This is a genomic window from Bremerella sp. JC817 (assembly GCF_040718835.1).
Lineage (GTDB): Bacteria > Planctomycetota > Planctomycetia > Pirellulales > Pirellulaceae > Bremerella.
On the sequence record NZ_JBFEFG010000240.1, the window covers coordinates 137,078 to 154,598 of the forward strand.

Sequence of the window (17,521 nt, forward strand, 5' to 3'; positions counted from 1 at the left end):
TTTCCTAGAAAGCCTTTTCTTCTCTCATGGCATCGATCGCCTCCGACAAAAAGAAAAAACATAAGCCGGCCCACAAAGACCTGGCTCGAGTTTCGGCGTACGACCAGGTCTCCGGCTTGTTGGTCACCTTGCTGTTAATGGTGGGGACTGGCGTGGGGGTGCTGTTCGTCATCTACCTCACGACACGAAACTGGGAAACCAACGTTTCGATTCCGGTGATCATTGAACCTGCCCCAGGCCGCGGAGACCATGCGATGGGTGTGGCTCAAGATCTAGAACCGCCAGGTCTTGAAGAACTGGAAGAAGTGCTCGAACCGCAAATCGAAGCGAGCTACGAAGCGGTCACCGATGCGGTCACCTCGCAAGAGGCTGCCCTGGAAAACGTCGATGGTGCAGCCGTTTCGACCGACAGTGGTAACGGACAAGGGGATAGTCGTCCGCTCGGTCCCGAAGGCAACGGCCCTGACGTCGTGCCCCGCTGGGAACGCTGGCAGATCGAGTTCTCCGGTTCCGATATCAACAACTACGCCAAGCAGCTCGACCACTTCAAGATCGAGCTCGGCATGGCGGGCGGTGGCCAGCAGACAATCGACTATGCGTCGAAGTTTTCTGCCGGTGGTCCGACGCGTCGGACCGCATCCGGCAAGGAAGAAGACCGACTCTACTTCACCTGGCAGTCAGGATCTTTGCGAGAAGCCGACCTGGAACTTCTCAAGCGAGCCGGAGTCGACACGCGTGGTCGCATTCCGATGCAGTTCTACCCTGCCGACACCGAAAACCTGCTCGCATTTATAGAGCAGCAGTACATGGGGGAACGTCCCCTCACCACGATTCAAAAGACAGTCTTCGGCATCAAGCCCGCATCGGGCGGATACGAGTTCTTTGTCATTCGTCAGATGTATCGTCAACCGAGATAGCCCAAAGCGAATTCAGCGGTAACCAGATATGGACATTTCCGGACTTACAAACATTTTCGCCACGTCGATGTACGGGGCGTTGGCTCTTGTTGCACTCTGGGGCATCTATTGCGTGACCATGGTTTGGGCACGCGTCGCTCAGAAGCGGTTTCGTAGCGAAGCCCAGCAAGATGCTTTTCTGGAAGCGGTGGAAGAACCGCTGGAGCGTGGCGACTTCGAAGAAGCCTCGGAGCTTTGCGAGTCGGACCCGCGTGCCCTTCCCCAGTTGGCTTACCTGGCGATCGAGAACCGCGAGATCGGTTACTCGCAGGTCAAGCAGTTGGTGGTCGAACGCTTCCAACGCGATGTGCTGGCCGACCTCGACCATCGCATCAGTTGGATCAACACGGTCATCAAAGGTGCTCCGATGGTCGGTCTGCTCGGTACGGTGACCGGTATGATGGGGGCGTTCGCCAAGCTGGCCACTGCCGACAAAGTCGATGCCGGGGCGATGGCGAACGACATCAGTCTCGCGCTGATCACCACCGCCCTTGGTCTGGTGATCGCAATTCCTCTGACGTTCGCTTTGAACAGCATCAACATCCGCATTCGCAAGATGGAAGACCTGGTTGCTGTCGGTCTGACACGGTTCATGGGTTCGCTTCGTGAAGCAATCGCCACCGAAACGATGCACGAACTTGAAGAGGTCGGGGTCATCTCCGAGTAATCTCAGAGGAACAGAGCCATGTCGAACGAACTGGTCGAACTGGAAGAAGGCGAGATCATGCCGGCTCGCCGGAAGCCGGAAGAAGGCGATCTCGACATCACCCCGATGATCGATATCACGTTTCTTTTGCTGATCTTCTTCATCGTCACGTCGAACCTGCAGCAGCAAACGGCTGCTCAGATGCCTGAAGCGAAGAATGGGACGACGGTCTCGTCGCTCGACTCGGCGGTCATCACGTTGACGCCAAGCGGAAGCAATGGTCGCGCGACGGTTTACTTGGGGGATGGCATCACGGCCGAAACCATGGCCGACGGTGCCGACCTGAACCGGCAAGAAGAACTGATCGCCGACTACATCGAGCGATCGTTTGCCGGCACGATCGAAAGCGGCGTCCCCAAGCGGCACTTGCTGATCAAAGCGGATGGCAAGGTGACCTATGGCGAAGTCGAACGCATTGCGTTGGCCGCTTCGCGCGGAGGGCTGGTCGATACGATCGAACGCCTTTACCTGGGGGTTCAAGATAAGTAATGAGCAATGGCGTCTTTCGATTTCGATGCCCAGCGTGCGGCGACTTGCTTTCGGCAAGCGTCGACATGGTGGGCGGCACGACGTATTGCTCGAATTGCGATACCCGTCTGGAAGTTCCCAAGCCTGCCCGGTTGAGTGACGAGCACAACCAGGAAGAGTTGATGGAACTGACCACCGAAGACGTGGTGGTGGCCCCCAAGCCGAAGCCACGCGAGATGGAAAATGTGGTTGCCCAGGAACAGCCGGTCGTCTTCAAGAAGGAACGCGATGGCCAGGATGGCGAGCTCGACCTGACGCCGATGGTCGACGTGACGTTCCTGCTGCTGATCTTCTTCATGGTGACCGCTTCGTTCCAGATGCAGAAGTCGATGGAAGTTCCGGCTCCCAAAGACAACGCTCCTAGCGCGGCTGCCCAAGAACAAGAAGATCCTGAAGACGATCCCGATACCATCACGGTGCGGATCGATTCCTTCAATACCTACTTCGTCAGTTGTGCGGGGTGGGATCAGGAACGCGAAGCACCGAGCGAGCAGGAAATGTATCGCCAGATTCGCGAAGCTCGCGCATCCAACCCAGCACAGCCACCGCGCACGCTGCTGGTTATCGCTCATGTCGAGGCTTTGCACGAAAAGGTCGTCGCCGCTCTCGATGCTGGTGCTGACGCCGGCGTCGACTCGATTCGGCTGACATCGACCGAGGAAGACATATGACGTCTGCCTAGCATCCTGCTCCTCACCAGATACGTTCACTAGCAAAGAAATCATAAGCAACGATGAACATTTCGGACTTTATCGATCTGATCGAAGCCCACGACTACATGGCGGACAATCAAATTGCCTCCATTCGTCGTCAGCTCAGCACGGGCACTCTCGACATGTCGATCGAGGAGTTGGTGCGGTTTCTGCTCGAGAAGCAGCGGCTGACCAAGTATCAGGCCAAAAAGCTGCTGGCCGAAGCCCGCTCGGGCGTGACCGCCGACTCGCTACCGGTCAGCGATGCTCGTCGACGTGCTCAAGAGAAATGGGTTTCTGCCGATCCGGTGGAAGACGAAATCGCCGAGATCGGTGCCGACGACATGGTCGCGCTCGACGACTTTCCGACTTCGGAAGGTGGCTTGGGAGGCGATCCGTTTGGCCTGGGTGGTGCTGACGAAGCAGCCGCGGAAGATGACCCGTTCGGCGAAAAAGGTGACGGCGAACCGGAAGACAAGAAAAAGAAGGGTCACAAAAAGAAGACCAGCCGAGCCAATCCGTGGGATTCGCCCCTGCTGCTGATCGGTGGAAGCAGCTTGATCTTGATGCTGCTGGTCGGTGCCCTGCTCTACTTCTGGCTGGCATTCGATAGCGGCGACGAAATGTTCCAGGCCGCCGAAAAGAGTTACCGCGGTGGCTCGTACGTGCAAGCCGCTGCCGAGTACGACAAGTTCGTCAAACGCTTCCCCGACCACCCCAGTGCACCGCTGGCGGAAGTTCGCCTTGGGATGGCTGCCCTGTGGAATGCCGTGGAAGGTGGCAGCAACTGGGAATCGGCCTTAACCACGACACAAACCGTGTTGCCGGAAATCAATCAGCTTCCGGCGTTCGAGGAAGCTCGACCGGAGTTGGCTTCGATCTTGCCGGAGATTGCCACCGGCTTGGCCGAAAACGCTCAGAAGAGTGGCGCCGTCGACGAGAAAGAACGTCTTGCTAACCTGGCGGACGAAGCGATGGCGTTGGTCAACGATCCGGTTTACATGCCGACCTCGATGCGTGAAACGCAGCAGCAGAAGATCGAAACGATCGCCATGAACCTGGTGCGTGTCCGCCGCGATGTCGATCGCGACCGAGCCCGCAACGAAGCACTCACGCAAATTGAAGCCAACACGGCCAATGGCAAGTTCCAGGAAGTGTATCAACTTCGTCGAACTTTGCTCGATTCGTACCCTGCCCTGCGAACTGACGAAGGTTTGGTCGCGGCGGTGTCGAAAGCGGCAATGACACTGGCAGATCAGGTCAAGCCAATCGAAACCTTCCCGATGGCGATCGCCGGCGACGCCGATATGGCCAATCCGTTGGCTCAAGTCACGTACGTTCAACGAGAGCCGATGCTGCCTGCCTCGGAAGACTCGGAAGTAGTTACCTTCCGTCTCGATGGTGCGGCTTATGCCATCGAACTCGATTCGGGACGCATGCTGTGGCGACGCTACGTGGGCATGGCCGAGAACGCTCAAGCGGTTTCGTGGGTGGCCGACGATGGCCAACCGATGGTCGCTTTGATCGACGCTGCCGAAGGGCAACTGCTGGCGATCAACGCTCGCACCGGCAAAGTGGCATGGCGGCAAGAGTTCGCCAGCACACTCTTCCGCCCCAAGGTGTTCGAGAACGCATTGCTGGCGGTCGAAGCGGACGGCAAGGTCTGGAAGCTCTCGAAAGAGACCGGCGAAGTGATGAAGGCGGTCCAGTTGCCGCAGAAAGTTTCGGCTCCGCTGGGGATGCTGGCCGATGTCAGCGCCGTGTTTGCCGTCGCCGAGCATTCGAACTTGTTCGTGCTTTCGCCTGATGATTTGAGCTGCACCGAAGTGGTGCCGATCGGTCACGAAACAGGGGCGATTCCCGTCGAACCCACCGGCACGCTGCGGCATATGTTCCTGTTCGAGAACGCCGGGCTGGAATACAGCTTCGTGCATGTCTTCAATGTGAACGCCGCCGGTGGCGAGGCAAAGCTGGTTCAAGATGTCGTTCGCCAGTCGGGACAGATCCTCGTTCCTCCGATCATTTCCGATTCGCGATTGATCGCGACCAACGATCGCGGCGAAGTGCTCGTTTACGAAGTGAACACCGCTGCCAAGGAGGTTCCGGCTCGATTGGTCGCGGCCACGAAGTCGGATAGTTCGGAACCAATCATCGGTTTCGCTGCGGTCGATCGCGGCATGCTGTGGGTGTGCGGTCGCCGCATGACCCGTTACGTGATGCAGCTCTCGCGAGGTTCGGTCGTCCGAAAGATGGTCGATCACGACGGCGACACGTTCGTTGCTCCGCCGCTGATTCGTGGCGATCAGATTATCTCGGCTCGACGTAACCCCGACGCCGATGGCTTCGTGGTGCAGGCTCAACGGATCGGAGGCAATCGGCTCGATAAGATCTGGAAGACCACTGTCGGCGCTCCAACGGCTGGCCAAGCCTTCGAGCTGAAGGGAGCCCCAACCCCGCTGGTCGTCACGACCCGGGGAAGTGTTTTCCCGCTGCCAAAAGGTAAGCTCGGATCGATTGAGATCCTCGATAATCCAGAGCTGAAGCTGGACGTCACCACGCAGAACTATCAGTTTGCTTCCGGTGACAAAGTCGACGACACAACCCACGTCTTCTATCCGCCTGATGGCCAGAACCGAGCGTTAACCATCGGCATGGGTGGTGGCAAAGTGATTTCGCGAATCGTGAGCTGGGAGATCCCGGTTACGCCGCGAGCCACGGTCCCCTCGGTTTGGAATCAACAAGTGTTGGTGCCTACCAAAATGGGACAGATCATGGTGGTCGATCCAAAGACCGGCGCTGCCGACGTGCAGCCGTTCCAGCCGAAGCTGGAGTTCGGCGAACTCATTCAATGGTCGTCGCCAGCGAATGTGGCCGGCTCGGTTCCTTCGGTCGTGCTGAGTGACGGTAAAGCGAGAATGTTCCGCCTCGGCGTCGAGACGAGCCCCGAGCCTTACCTGACCGCGCTCGATCAGATTGAACTGGAAGAGCCGATGACCGGGCCGATCGCCGCCGCCGGACTGATGCTGGTGGGCGTCGGAGCGAAGGATGGCCAAGAGTATCTGCGGTTGTTCCAACTGCCGGAACTCGCCGAACAAGAGCCGATCGCCATCGCGGGCGACGTTGTCTGGGCACCCCATGCCGTCGATGGTCGCGTTTACTGTGCGACCTCGGAAGATGGCCTGGTCGCGATCCGAGATGACTTCTCGGTCGCTTGGAAATGTCCGCTGGAAGGTCGCACGATGGCCAGCACCCCGATCATGGTCGGCAATATGCTGGCCGTTTCGTTCAGCCAGGGAGAGCTTTGGTTGATCAACGCGGAAACGGGGCAGCCAACCTCGCAGTTCGATATCGGCGAACCGCTGGGCGAAGGCATTTCGTACTTCAACGGCGAACTGTGGGCACACGGTTTCGACGGAACCCTTCACGGCATTCCAGTGGAGGATCTGATCCAGTGAAATCGCTCACCCAACAAACAAGCGTTCTCACCTGGCTGGCTCTGTTCGGGCTGCTGGGGACCAGCATGGTCTTCGCCCAGGAAGAGAAGCCGAAAGAAGAGAAGATCCCGGTCGAAATGACCAAGCCGCTACTCGAACGCCAGCCGTACGATCTGGTGCTGGTCGACACGGCTAAAGATGGTAAGCCGGTGCGGATCAAACCGCAGGTCTTTCCTGGCGGTCGCCCTCCAAGCGGAACCCCAACCGGCAACCTGACGATCGAATTGGTCGATGTTCCTGGACGTCAGTTCGCGATCTCGTGGCGAAACGTCAAACGCTATCAGCAGTTCCCGCAGTTGCTGCTCGACGAAGCACGTTCGCAACTTCAGGCAAAGGACTTCGACCTTAGCTTTCGCTATTTGCAGCGGCTGAAGAACGAATACGCCAACTACCCAGGCATCGATGCGATCTTGGAAGAGTTGCTCGTGCAGAATGCCCTCGAACGATTCCAGTCTGGGGCACTCGATGAAGCGCTCGGCATGCTGGAGGAAGCTCGCCGAAAGTATCCGAATCGACGTAATCTCGACACGTCGATTCAAAGTGTTGGCCAACGTCTCGTTCAAGGGCAGATCGATGCCGAGAACTGGGAATCGGCCCGGCAATTGATCGACCGGTTCGAGAAGCTTTACGGCAAGGCGTTTGAGGAGAGCATCAACAAGTGGCGGGCCGAAATCGCTCAGCGAGCCGAGTCCGAAATGAAGATCGCTCGCCAACAGATCCAGCAAAAAGATTACCGCTCGGCCTTGAGTGCGACGGAAATGGCACTCTCGATCGATCCGGAGATTCCTAACGGTAAAGAGCAACTCAACGAGTTGATCCGGCGTTATCCGCAAGTCCGAATCGCCACGCTTGCTCCTGGGGAAGCGACCCCACCGCACTCGACGTTAACGCTCAGTGGTCGCCGCAACAAACGGCTGATCTATCGCGATCTTTCCGAGATCGTCGGCTATGGACCGGAAGGTGGTGAATACATCTCGCCATTCGGAACGATGCTGCGGCCGACCGATCGTTTCGAGATGACGGTGGTCATGCGTGATCGTTTGACGCCGGTCACCGGCTTCGATCTTTCGCGACAACTGCAAGATCCCGCCTCGCAAAACGATCCGATCGTCGCGCGACTGACGCCACTGATCGAAGACCTTGCCGTGCGTGAGGTTCGCCAGGTCGATCTGCGATTGCGATTGCCGCACGTTCGCCCGGAAGCGTTGTTCGGGTTCGTCCCTCGCAAGGGAGATGTCTCGAAGTTCCCGGTGCCGCAGAACGGACCGTTTCGCGAAGCGACCTTCCAAGATGAAGGGCATGCCTTTGTGCCGGCTGAAGATTTCAAAGCTTCCGCCAAGTTGCCGCCGAGCGAGATCCAGATGCTCCCCTTTGCATCTTCAGCCGATGCCATGTCGGCGCTCAACGCGGGCGAAGTTCACATGGTCGACCGACTCGATCCGGCGACCGCCAAGCAGTTGCTGGTCGAAACGCCGGATGACCTGGTGGTCGATCACTACCGGGCACCAACCATGCATATTCTGGTGCCGAACCTCGATAACCCTTACCTACAGAATCGCGACTTCCGCCGTGGTGTGCTGTACGGAATCAATCGGCAAGACATCCTGCATTCGCGATTGCTGGCCGGCGAAGATCTGGAAGGATGTGCCGTGGTGAGTGCACCGATCCCGGTCGGGATGAACCTGGAGGACCCGGTCGCGTATGGTTACGATCCGTCGATCGAACCTCGCGAATACGCACCGCAGATGAGTATCGCCCTCCGCGCGATTGCATCCGGCGAGATGCGAAAGCAGGCCGAAGAGCTCAAGCAAGCGTTGATCCCGCTCGACAAACTGGTGATTGGTCACCCGAACTCCGAGATTTCGAGCCAAACCTGCTTGTCGATTGCTCAGTACCTGAAACGGATCGGTCTGCCATGCGAACTGAAGGTGGTTAGCCCTGAAATCACCAGCCCGGCCGAAGCAGGCGTCGATCTGCTGTACGCAGAAATTCAAATCGCCGAGCCACTGATCGATGTGCCGCGGATGTTTGATCAGTACGTGCCATTGGTGCATCAACGACAATACTTCCAACTGGCACTTCGCCAACTTGGCGAATCGCAAAGTTGGCAGGAAGTTCGCGAGCGTTTCTGGTCTTTGCATCGATTGGCTCACGACGACTTGTTGATCCTGCCACTGTTTCAAACGCAAGATTACTTCGTCTACCGGCGCTCGCTGGGGGGCGTTGGTTATCAACCCATCAGTCTGTTCCAGCAGGTCGAACGCTGGGATGTCGCCCCTGCACTGGACGTGGTGAAGAATTGAAGTTTCCCACTATGAACGCACCGTTGAAAACTCGAGTTCGTTGCGCGTGGGCATGCGTGCTGCTGCTGTGTGGAACGAGCATGGCCGTCGGGGCGGATCCGCTTCCCTGGGAAATTGATCCGTATCGAACCCAGGTCTGGATCGAACCGGATGCGTCGTGCCACGTCGACGATGGCTTCGTCACGCGACTGGGCGATCGCCTGCAGCAGCAAGGTTATGCCACCAGCGGCGCCGTGATGCGGACCAGTTATCAAATGGCTCCCCTCCCCTTACGCCGCTGGATGAGCGAATCGGCCGATCCGGCTCGGTTCGCCGAGCAACTGAAAGAACTGGGGATCGAACCTTACCAGTGCGATCGCGTGCATCTGATTTCACTGGAACTGGATGGGGACTGGAAGATTCGCTTTCGCGAGTTCGATAGCCTGACCCAGTCGTTTGGTGCTGTGCACGAGGCATCGGTCCAACAGCGAGAATTGGTTTCGTCCGCGATCCTGCGTTTGAGCTACGCCAAGTTTGCTCCGCTGGCTCGGGTTAACGAAGTGCAGAAATCGAACATCACGTTGACCGCTCGCGGAGCGACGTTGGTCGAAGAAGAGGCAATCAGCCGAACGCAGCGCTGGAGCGAAGCGGTCGGTCAGATTCCACCTGCGGAAGATACCGAGGTCGATTGGGAAGCGTTGCCGGCGGCGGCTCCTTCGGAAAGCCCACTTCCCGAAACGGTGCCTGGAATGATTGGTCCTGGCGAAGCTTTGCAGCCGGTGCTGCGCCGTAACGATCGCCAGGGAAACCTGGTTGCCAATGGCATCGTGTTCATGCCATGGACTTATATCCGCTGCGAAGAAAACGATGGCCTGCAACTGAAGGGCTCGATGGTGTCGGGATACAGTCAGGCGATGCCAGGTCGGCGCAACGTGCGAACGCAGCGTCTGGCGATTGGCATCCGGCCGCTGTTCGACGCGACGACGTTGAAGCTGGTCGACAAGACTTCCGAAGACACACCGCTCGCCGGTTACGAAATCTACGCCAAGAACGCCGATGGCCCGGAACTGGTCGGGGCCTCGGATGCTAACGGCAAAGTGGTCATTCCCAACGACCCGAAGAACAGCGTACGCTTGCTGTACGTTCGGAGTGGTGGCAATCTGCTGGCTCGTTTACCGGTTGTGCCTGGCTTCGAGCAGTCGACCACGGCCCGGATCACGAACGATGGTCCGCGGTTGTTGGCGGAAGGTTTTGTCGAAGGTTGGCGTGATCAGCTGATCGATACGATGGCTCGCCGGCAGATTCTGTCGCAGCGTGTCGAACGCAAGATTGAAGAAGGGGAAATCGAAGAAGCCGAACGCTGGCTGGCAGCACTGCGGTCAGGCCGCACGGTCAACGAGTTGGCCTTCGATCTGCGAACCGCCAAGGGGCAATTCCTGAAAGACAACAAGCTCGATCCAACGATCAAGCGGCGAATCGATCAGTTGTTCGAGAAAGGACAACGTCTGGTGGCTCAGGACAAGTCGCTGCTGGTCGAAGGCAAGCTGGCCCGCGATCTGGAAGCCGCGAAAAAGAACGCGACGCAGCCCTAGAGGCCGCGACGATCGGCTATTGGCTGATAATCGTCGCGACGTAAGCGACGATTGCCCCAAAGATGGCCGAGGCTGGCAGCCCAAATACGAGCGCCATGATCAATTGCTTCTCGCGACGGGTATACCGCGTGACGATCGGAATTGGTGGCGGAATGGTGCCCGATCTTCGTGAATCACGAATCGTCTTCGTGTCTTGATCGGCCATCAACGATTGAACCGTCGACTGCGAATACTGACTCGGTTGTTCCGAACCCGATTCCGACAATTCGTAGACGTTCGAGCCAACTTCGGTATCGTTCAATCGCGCCGATTCGACTCCGGTATAAACGGGCGGCGGCGGCTGCCAGGCCGATTTGATCGGTTGCCCGGTGAAGTCGGTCGCGCGATGATCGGAAGCCCACGGTTCGAGCCGGGCCACTACTTCGCTGGCGGACGCAATACGACGGAGAGGATCTTTCTCCATCATCTCGGCGATGATTTCGACCAGCTCGCGATCGATGTTCGGATTGAACCGATGCGGATGGAGCGGCGGCTCTTCACAGTGACGTCGTGCCTTGTCCTTCACATTGCCGCCCGGGAAAGGAACCTTGCCGGTCAGTGCGTAATAGAAGGTACAGCCGAGCGAGTAGATGTCCCACTTGGCCGAAACGTCGTGCGGGTCTCGAATTTGTTCGGGGGCGAGGTAATCGATCGTGCCGACAATCTTGCCAAGCTTCGATTCCTCGGAATTGTCATTCATGAAGTCGGCCAGCCCAAGGTCCGAAACCTTCGAGGTGCCGTCACGAGTCACCAGGATGTTGCCTGGTTTGACGTCGCGGTGAATGAGCTTCTTTTCATGGGCATAGGCCAAACCGCGAGCTGCCTGGGATACGATGCTGGCTGCCTGGTGCTGATTCAAATGCCCTTTGGCACGTACCAGCCGGCGAAGGTCGGTCCCGGGAACATATTCGGTCACCAGAAAATGAACGTTACCATCCTGACCGGCGTCGTAAGCACGCACCAGGTTGGCATGATCCAGCTGGGCCTGCATGCGAATCTCGCGGAGAAACCGCCCGATCGCTTCTGGCGTCGATCGCTGTTGGGGAAGCACCTTGATGGCGACTTCGCGACCCATGAAGTTATGTTCGGCTTTGAAGACCTGACCCATGCCCCCCTGGCCAATCCAGTCGGTGATGACGTAAGGGCCAAGGGTCAATTTGCTCAAGCCTTTCGAGAGTTGATCGGCCTGGTATTGGGTGAGCAGCTTCGAGTTGACCATGAACTCGGAAAGCTCGTCGTCCGAGAACTCGTGCTTCAGCGAGCCTTCGCGCAGCGTCTTCATGGCGTCCTCGAGCTGCTTTGCAGTCACAAGGCCACTGGCAAGCGCGGAATCTCGGAATTTCTTCGTTTGAGAGCTGGGCACCGTACAGATCGATAGAAGAGGCTTGAGGCTTTGTTATTTTAGCTTTCGAGCGTGGTTTTAGGGGAGGCTTCGCTAGCCATAATTTCGTCAAAATACGAAATTCCCCTGCGTATCGTTGTCATTCGGCAGCCCGTAAGCATAGGTTTCACAGGAACTTCCGCCAGCTACTGGGAATCGGGCTGCTGATGGTCAGGTTTTGTCGAGTAACCGGATGTTGAAGGACCAGTTGGGCGGCATGTAGGGCAATTCCCTCTGGAAACGGGTCGGGACTGCCATATTTTCGGTCACCTAATATAGGGAGGCGGCGGCTGGCCAGCTGCACGCGAATCTGGTGCTTTCGCCCGGTGATCAATTTGATTTTCAGCAAATAGCCGCGCTGGGCTTCTTCGACCGAATCGATCTCGAGCTCCGCTTTTTGCCCGTCGCCAACCTGATTTCGCGAGGCAACCATGCGATGGTTCTTTTCGTCTTTACGAATCCAATCGCGAAGGGTTCCCGTTTCGACGACTCCCGTACCGGAAACGATCGCGCGATAGGTCTTCTCGGTCGAGCGAGCCCGGAACTGTTCGCTGAGACGCTTGGCTGCCTTCGAAGTTCGCGCGAAAATCAACACGCCGGTCACCATCCGGTCCAATCGGCTAACGACGCCTAAGAACACGTTGCCAGGTTTGTCATACTTCTCCTTCAAGTAAGCTTTGACCTGGGTGACCGCGCTCTCTTCGCCATCGCTGACCCCCATGGTGGGCAGGTCCGCTGGTTTCGCAATCGCGATGAGGTGGTTATCTTCGTAAAGGACTTCTAAGGGAGGCAACGCAGATCTTTCTGGTGAATCGATGATGGCGAACTTCGCAGGCTCTCTCATTTTGGCCAGCCAATCTCCTCGACGACAACTCCTGTTAAAGGAGGCAGGCTACGATGTTACGGTAATCGTTCCGAACGATCATGCTGAAACGCCTCCTCGGGCAGACGAATCACCGCGGGAATCGGTTTTACGAATCGCTCAGGAAAAGGCGGCCGACGTCGCACCGCGGGTCGAGTCAGGCCTTATTCTAGCAGGCGATACGTTGGCAGAACTTAACGGCCAGCCGTTGGGCAAACCTCGCGATCGAGACCATGCTCGCGAAATCTTGCAGACCCTTCGCGGCCAGGATCATTACGTCTGGTCCGCCATTTGTTTGTGGCGACGCCCCGAAAACCATGTATTGGTCGACGTCGATCAAACCGTGGTGCGGATGGCAGCACTGTCGGACGAAGCGATTGAAGAGTATCTCGATTCTGGCTTGTGGGAAGGCAAGGCAGGTGCCTTCGGCATTCAAGATCGGACCGGCTGGGTGCAAATCGACGAAGGAAGTTTGTCGAATGTCGTTGGCTTGCCGATGGAACTTCTTTCGCGGATGCTGATTCAAATGGGCGAATCTGTTTGACTTGACCCCTGCGGCGCGTGAGGATCGATCCAACACAGGAGGTCGACTCATGAAAATTACCCAACTGGCTCAACCGTTTCTGGTTCGCGGTATCGATGCGGTCGTGTTCGTTTCTCTCGGACTGTCTGGCTATTGGGAATTGATCGGCCTGGCAATTATCTGGGGTGCCGTCGTCGCCCTTGCCATTCGCGGCGGAATCGAAAATGCCCCCGCCGCCAACTGGCAACGATCGCCGACGCGTAAATCGCAAGTTTCCACCGGGCTTGTGCTACTTGGCCTGGCGATGAGTCCTTGCATTGTGTTTGCCATCGGTTGGGGAATCTTTCCGGCGCTCGCATGTTGCTGGCTGGTTTGGTTCGGCATGGGATTGATGATGACCATCCTGCGACATCTTCGCGGACCGATTGTGATTCCGCCGCAAGAGACTTGGTCTGCCGCGGCTGCGGTGCGTGAGACTTGAAAAATGAGCGAGGCCGAAGGAAATTCGCCGATAACGATTCACGAATCGTGGCGATGGGCCGCCGCAGCCGTGGTAATCGTGCCAATTCTCTATGTGCTGAGCGTCGGCCCTGTCTTGGGAATCGCGTTTTGGCTTCGCGAGTTAACCGGCTGGAATTTTTTCTACGGCGCGATTTATCTGTATTACCCGCTTTTGGCGTGGGGACATTGGAGCCCCATGGAAGAATACATCGAGTGGTGGGTCTCCGATGTCTTTCAAACGGTCGGACCTGGCTAAAACCGATCGGTCAGTCGCAAGAAATCGAAAACTTGTCTGTAATGAAATCGAAAGTCAGGCGACCAGAGTCGTAAGGAGCCTGATTCGTGAACGATCCACCCCCTTCAATCACCGCTGAGAATTCAATTTTGACGCAGCATGCCCAAGCGGTGTGGGGCGTCATCGTGCGAATTCTAGGAAATGATGGCCACGACGCGGCCGATTGTTTGCAGCAAACATTTCTCGAATACGTCGAACACGAGCGAAAAGAATCGGTTCGTTCGGCGGCAGCTCTCTTAAAACGCATCGCCACAAGCCGCGCGATCGATCTCGTCCGCCGCAGGATTCGGGAGCGAAATCGCACGGATTTAGCCGACCTCGACGAAACCATCGCGACGAAGAGCTTGCTTCCAGGTCGTCAGCTAGAAGCGGAAGAACTTCGTGAAGCGTTACGCGAGGCAATTACCCACCTGACCAACGACCAGGCCAGCGTTTTTATTTTGACGGCGATCGAAGATCTTTCTCACCAAGAAGCGGCCGAAGTGATGGGGATCACCGTTAATCACCTCGGCGTGCTGCTTCATCGGGCGCGAATCATGTTGCGGGAACAGCTTTCGGAATATGCCCCCCGGAAAAGGAGCGTGTCATGAACCACGATATTGAATCGAAGCCTGATCGCGACCTGCTGGAGCTGGCAACCCAGGCCATGAAGGACGCTCCGGTGAGTTCGGTGCCGATCGGAGTGCTCGAAAAAATTGAGAACAATCGAAGCGAACTCCCCTTCCCCGCATCGCAACAGCACGAAGAGCAAAGAATCTTTCGCTTCATCTTGGCCGCCAGCGTGTTGGTCTTGTTGGGATTCTTTGTTTGGCGATCGATGGAAGCACCCAAAGTGGCTTTGGCGGACGTGTTGAAGAAGATCGTTGCCACGAAAACTTTTCAAGCAAAAGTTGATTTCGACGAAGCCCAAGGCCTTTTGACGTCGGTCGAAGGCAAACAGCGTTTCATTTCGACCGATGGCAGAAGCGAATTGTTTGGCGAAGTGGGATCGGCCAAAGCAGTCCAACTCGATCACGCCAACAAAATTGCTTACGTGCTTTCAGCCAGCAACACCCTGGTTTCGACCGACATCGTCTCGTTGATCCAAAAATTGGCGGACTCAGGAACCGAACCGATCGAAGATTACGTCACGCTGACCGGAAAACATTTTTCCGGTTTGTCAGGCAAGTTTCTTTGGGGAATGAAGCCTGACGACCAGGTTCCGGCCAAAGTACAGGTCTGGTCCGATGCCGAGACCGAATTGCCGGTCCGATTGAAAGTTGTTTTAGAAACCAACCCGGAGTCGATCTTTGTATTCGACGAGATCAAGTTTGATACTTCGATCGACGCTTCGACTGTAGTTGCGAAGATTCCTGAGGGATATCAGAGGTTAGGAGACCAGCAGCTTGCGCCTCCGATCTCTTCCGACGCGGCGGAAGAAATGGATTTGGTCTTGAAGCCAGGGATAGGAATCGGGAAAATTCAATTCGGAGCGACCCGCGCCGAGATTGTCGCGGAATTTGGCGAGCCAGAATTCACGCTATTGAACGACTACCTTTGCTACCCTTCGCTGGGGATGCAATTAGTTTTAACCGGCCGTGAGCCCGACAAGTTGGGGATGATCATTGCGAACCCGGCCGACGCAGCGAACTTGCAAAAGAATCCATTCCCTGGCCGAACCGAAGAAGGAATTCGAATCGATTCGACGCGCGAGCAAGTCATCGCAGCGTATGGCGAGCCTGACGCACCTCAAAAAAATTCGCCGCAGCATCCGGTCCTGCAGGATTTGGGCTACGCCGCGAAGAGAATCAGATTCATCTTGCTGGAAGACAAGGTCGCCCAGATTATTTTGGCTCGGCCTTAATTAGCAACCGACCGCTTGCTTAGAAGCCGCCTTGGTAGTCCGAGAGTAGTTCTCGATCGGACAAAATGATTGGGCTTTTTCTTCCCAGGAAGAAAAATGCCGAGGCGGCATCGAGTGCCTGCTTTTTGCGGGCGAGGTAGTAGTCGAAGTACTTCAGCCAGAAGAACGAAATCCGCGAACCGAAGCTGACGATTCCTCGCATCCGCTGCGAAGAAAAGAAGCTGAGCAAAAAGTAGCGCAGCGACCAGGCCAACGCGACGCCAGGGCCGCAGCTAATCCCGCTATCGATTTCTTCAAAATGGCGGAACAGGCGTCGATGTCCCAAACGGGTGAACCGAGTGAAATCGTACTGCCGGCCATGGACCTGTTGAATGAAAGGGGTGTCGGCATAGACGACGCCGTCATCTTTCAGCACGCGATAAATCTCGTTGACGCAACGAAGCGGATCAACGACATGTTCGAGCACGGCCTGGACGATGACCGCATCGAACGAGCCATCATGAAATGGCAAGTCGTGGGCATCGCAGATGATTTGGGTTTGCGGTCCCCAAGAAACGTCGGTCTCGACCCATTCAATATTGGCATCGTGAAGCGCGTCCCCGAGTCCAGCACCGATCACACCCCCGCCCACCACCAAAACGCGGGCTTTGCCTGGTCGGTTTTTGAGTAGATCGAGCAGCTTCCGGGCATTCTTCTCCGCGTTGACGTTCAGCGACACATCCGGAATGTTGTGGCTGATCCATTCCCGCCATTTGGGGATCGAACGGAAGAAGGTGTCTTCTTTTCGCAAGAATTGCTGGGTATCGAAGATACTATTGTCTTCGCGGACCAGGATCGGAACACCCTCGGTTGTCGGGAACTGCGTATGGCAATCTTCTCCCGTGCAAACTGCTGTTTCGCCACGTAACTCCATATCGCTATGGCATTTAGGGCAAGCAATAATCTGCCAATCGAGGGTAGCGGCCATTTTCGGCAAGTCCTTGGGCGACGGGGGCGATGAAGATCTAGAGATCGCCACAAGGATAGGTCGCAATTAATGGTCAGGCGGCCATTTTCGCCTAGTCGAGATCGAACTCCTCGCCGTTTTCGGTACGGAGAATCGCGCCACTGAAGCCTTTGGTGCCTCGTTGGCGTTCGATGATCATTTCGCCACTTCCCTTCGGACCGGAGATGTCGAACAGAAGAACGTCATCATTACCGTACTCTTCACGAGCTTGCTGGCTCTTGGTGAAGTTCATGCTGAAGCCTTCGATTTCGCCGATGTGTTCCTGAATCGCTGGGTTGTCCCCATATTTGGAACGGACCTCGGTCGCGATCGCTTCCATACCGGCGCTCCAGCCGAACCAAGCCAGTCCGCCGCACGAAAGACATCCGACCAACGCCAAGCCACCGACGGCGGCCAAGACAATCAGGACAACTTTCTGCGCGCCGCCGAATCGGGCCTGGCGATGTTGAGGCGAAAACATGGATGCGAATCCTTAAGCGTGAACAGCAAACCTTCCAGATCACTCATCGACATTCCCCATTCAGAATCGGGATCGATTTCTGTCTGTTGTACTGGCCCGAAGAACCGGAAGAAACCCCTGGCGGAGAGATGTTGCGCAGATTTAAAAGCGATCTCAAATCGCCGGAGCTGGATTGACCTCGCCGAAGGCGATTCGAGCGAAAAGAATCGGTTTGAACACCCATCAGCGCAACAAAAAAGCCCCGTTCGTATGAACGGGGCTTTGAAGTGTAAATGAATCCGGCGATACCTACTTTCGCACTGGTGGGCACTATCATCGGCTGGTTGTGCTTAACTGCTGTGTTCGGAAAGGGAACAGGTGT

General features: G+C 56.7%; 17 protein-coding genes. 12 read left to right on the top strand and 5 right to left on the bottom strand.

Features of this window, described 5'->3' with window-relative positions; genetic code table 11:
• The first annotated feature begins 26 nt into the window (after nucleotides 1–26).
• The 7 genes from AB1L30_RS02185 (at nucleotide 27) to AB1L30_RS02215 (ending at nucleotide 10,250) form a co-directional block, all read left to right on the top strand.
• Nucleotides 27–917, top strand: coding sequence for a hypothetical protein (locus AB1L30_RS02185; RefSeq protein ID WP_367011691.1), 891 nt, complete (start codon nucleotides 27–29; stop codon nucleotides 915–917).
• 28 nt (nucleotides 918–945) lie between these two features.
• Nucleotides 946–1,623 (top strand): MotA/TolQ/ExbB proton channel family protein, encoded by a 678-nt coding sequence (locus AB1L30_RS02190; protein WP_345085358.1) that lies wholly within the window; start codon nucleotides 946–948, stop codon nucleotides 1,621–1,623.
• A gap of 18 nt (nucleotides 1,624–1,641) precedes the next feature.
• Nucleotides 1,642–2,151, top strand: coding sequence for a biopolymer transporter ExbD (locus tag AB1L30_RS02195; RefSeq protein WP_345085356.1), 510 nt, complete (start codon nucleotides 1,642–1,644; stop codon nucleotides 2,149–2,151).
• Complete coding sequence (locus AB1L30_RS02200; RefSeq protein ID WP_367011693.1) at nucleotides 2,151–2,861, top strand: biopolymer transporter ExbD; 711 nt, start codon at nucleotides 2,151–2,153, stop codon at nucleotides 2,859–2,861. Before AB1L30_RS02195 ends, AB1L30_RS02200 begins: the two co-directional genes overlap by 1 nt.
• A 62-nt stretch (nucleotides 2,862–2,923) precedes the next feature.
• The gene (locus AB1L30_RS02205; RefSeq protein WP_367011695.1) at nucleotides 2,924–6,337 is read left to right on the top strand and encodes a PQQ-binding-like beta-propeller repeat protein; all 3,414 of its coding nucleotides are present in this window, start codon (nucleotides 2,924–2,926) and stop codon (nucleotides 6,335–6,337) included.
• Nucleotides 6,334–8,679, top strand: coding sequence for an ABC transporter substrate-binding protein (locus tag AB1L30_RS02210; protein WP_367011696.1), 2,346 nt, complete (start codon nucleotides 6,334–6,336; stop codon nucleotides 8,677–8,679). Before AB1L30_RS02205 ends, AB1L30_RS02210 begins: the two co-directional genes overlap by 4 nt.
• A gap of 80 nt (nucleotides 8,680–8,759) precedes the next feature.
• Nucleotides 8,760–10,250 (top strand): hypothetical protein, encoded by a 1,491-nt coding sequence (locus AB1L30_RS02215; protein WP_367011697.1) that lies wholly within the window; start codon nucleotides 8,760–8,762, stop codon nucleotides 10,248–10,250.
• A 16-nt stretch (nucleotides 10,251–10,266) separates the two neighbouring features.
• Here the strand turns inward: AB1L30_RS02215 and AB1L30_RS02220 are convergent, their stop codons facing one another.
• Both AB1L30_RS02220 and AB1L30_RS02225 read right to left on the bottom strand, forming a co-directional pair.
• A complete protein-coding gene (locus AB1L30_RS02220) occupies nucleotides 10,267–11,571 on the bottom strand; it encodes a serine/threonine-protein kinase (protein ID WP_345085341.1) in 1,305 nt (434 codons plus the stop codon).
• 226 nt (nucleotides 11,572–11,797) lie between these two features.
• Nucleotides 11,798–12,463 (bottom strand): RluA family pseudouridine synthase, encoded by a 666-nt coding sequence (locus tag AB1L30_RS02225; protein ID WP_367011698.1) that lies wholly within the window; start codon nucleotides 12,461–12,463, stop codon nucleotides 11,798–11,800.
• Between the two features lie 22 nt (nucleotides 12,464–12,485).
• Between AB1L30_RS02225 and AB1L30_RS02230 the strand changes: the two genes are divergently transcribed.
• The 5 genes from AB1L30_RS02230 to AB1L30_RS02250 all read left to right on the top strand — a co-directional run bounded on the left by AB1L30_RS02230 (nucleotide 12,486) and on the right by AB1L30_RS02250 (nucleotide 15,694).
• Nucleotides 12,486–13,076 carry a nucleoside triphosphate pyrophosphatase gene (locus AB1L30_RS02230; RefSeq protein ID WP_367011700.1) on the top strand — a complete coding sequence of 197 codons (591 nt, stop codon included), beginning with the start codon at nucleotides 12,486–12,488 and terminating at the stop codon, nucleotides 13,074–13,076.
• A 49-nt stretch (nucleotides 13,077–13,125) separates the two neighbouring features.
• Nucleotides 13,126–13,536, top strand: a complete 411-nt coding sequence (locus tag AB1L30_RS02235; protein WP_367011701.1) for a hypothetical protein — start codon at nucleotides 13,126–13,128, stop codon at nucleotides 13,534–13,536.
• A gap of 3 nt (nucleotides 13,537–13,539) precedes the next feature.
• Complete coding sequence (locus AB1L30_RS02240) at nucleotides 13,540–13,812, top strand: hypothetical protein (RefSeq protein ID WP_367011703.1); 273 nt, start codon at nucleotides 13,540–13,542, stop codon at nucleotides 13,810–13,812.
• 86 nt (nucleotides 13,813–13,898) lie between these two features.
• Nucleotides 13,899–14,441, top strand: coding sequence for an RNA polymerase sigma factor (locus AB1L30_RS02245; RefSeq protein ID WP_367011704.1), 543 nt, complete (start codon nucleotides 13,899–13,901; stop codon nucleotides 14,439–14,441).
• Nucleotides 14,438–15,694 (top strand): hypothetical protein, encoded by a 1,257-nt coding sequence (locus AB1L30_RS02250; RefSeq protein ID WP_367011705.1) that lies wholly within the window; start codon nucleotides 14,438–14,440, stop codon nucleotides 15,692–15,694. The genes AB1L30_RS02245 and AB1L30_RS02250 overlap by 4 nt, the downstream gene beginning before the upstream one ends.
• 19 nt (nucleotides 15,695–15,713) lie before the next feature.
• Here the strand turns inward: AB1L30_RS02250 and AB1L30_RS02255 are convergent, their stop codons facing one another.
• From AB1L30_RS02255 to AB1L30_RS02265, 3 genes are all read right to left on the bottom strand, one after another.
• Nucleotides 15,714–16,661 carry a class I SAM-dependent methyltransferase gene (locus AB1L30_RS02255; protein WP_367011706.1) on the bottom strand — a complete coding sequence of 316 codons (948 nt, stop codon included), beginning with the start codon at nucleotides 16,659–16,661 and terminating at the stop codon, nucleotides 15,714–15,716.
• Nucleotides 16,662–16,752: 91 nt separating this feature from the next.
• Nucleotides 16,753–17,160, bottom strand: a complete 408-nt coding sequence (locus tag AB1L30_RS02260; RefSeq protein WP_367011708.1) for a hypothetical protein — start codon at nucleotides 17,158–17,160, stop codon at nucleotides 16,753–16,755.
• Nucleotides 17,161–17,203: 43 nt separating this feature from the next.
• Nucleotides 17,204–17,521, bottom strand: a 318-nt coding sequence (locus AB1L30_RS02265; protein ID WP_367011709.1) for a hypothetical protein, incomplete at its 5' end; no start/stop codon positions are given.

Coding starts and splice junctions, on each gene's coding strand:
- AB1L30_RS02185 (WP_367011691.1), top strand. CDS start 27: ATGGCATCGATCGCCTCCGACAAAAAGAAAAAACATAAGCCGGCCCAC.
- AB1L30_RS02190 (WP_345085358.1), top strand. CDS start 946: ATGGACATTTCCGGACTTACAAACATTTTCGCCACGTCGATGTACGGG.
- AB1L30_RS02195 (WP_345085356.1), top strand. CDS start 1,642: ATGTCGAACGAACTGGTCGAACTGGAAGAAGGCGAGATCATGCCGGCT.
- AB1L30_RS02200 (WP_367011693.1), top strand. CDS start 2,151: ATGAGCAATGGCGTCTTTCGATTTCGATGCCCAGCGTGCGGCGACTTG.
- AB1L30_RS02205 (WP_367011695.1), top strand. CDS start 2,924: ATGAACATTTCGGACTTTATCGATCTGATCGAAGCCCACGACTACATG.
- AB1L30_RS02215 (WP_367011697.1), top strand. CDS start 8,760: ATGGCCGTCGGGGCGGATCCGCTTCCCTGGGAAATTGATCCGTATCGA.
- AB1L30_RS02220 (WP_345085341.1), bottom strand. CDS start 11,571: ATGAAGACGCTGCGCGAAGGCTCGCTGAAGCACGAGTTCTCGGACGAC.
- AB1L30_RS02230 (WP_367011700.1), top strand. CDS start 12,486: ATGATGGCGAACTTCGCAGGCTCTCTCATTTTGGCCAGCCAATCTCCT.
- AB1L30_RS02235 (WP_367011701.1), top strand. CDS start 13,126: ATGAAAATTACCCAACTGGCTCAACCGTTTCTGGTTCGCGGTATCGAT.
- AB1L30_RS02240 (WP_367011703.1), top strand. CDS start 13,540: ATGAGCGAGGCCGAAGGAAATTCGCCGATAACGATTCACGAATCGTGG.
- AB1L30_RS02250 (WP_367011705.1), top strand. CDS start 14,438: ATGAACCACGATATTGAATCGAAGCCTGATCGCGACCTGCTGGAGCTG.
- AB1L30_RS02255 (WP_367011706.1), bottom strand. CDS start 16,661: ATGGCCGCTACCCTCGATTGGCAGATTATTGCTTGCCCTAAATGCCAT.
- AB1L30_RS02260 (WP_367011708.1), bottom strand. CDS start 17,160: ATGTTTTCGCCTCAACATCGCCAGGCCCGATTCGGCGGCGCGCAGAAA.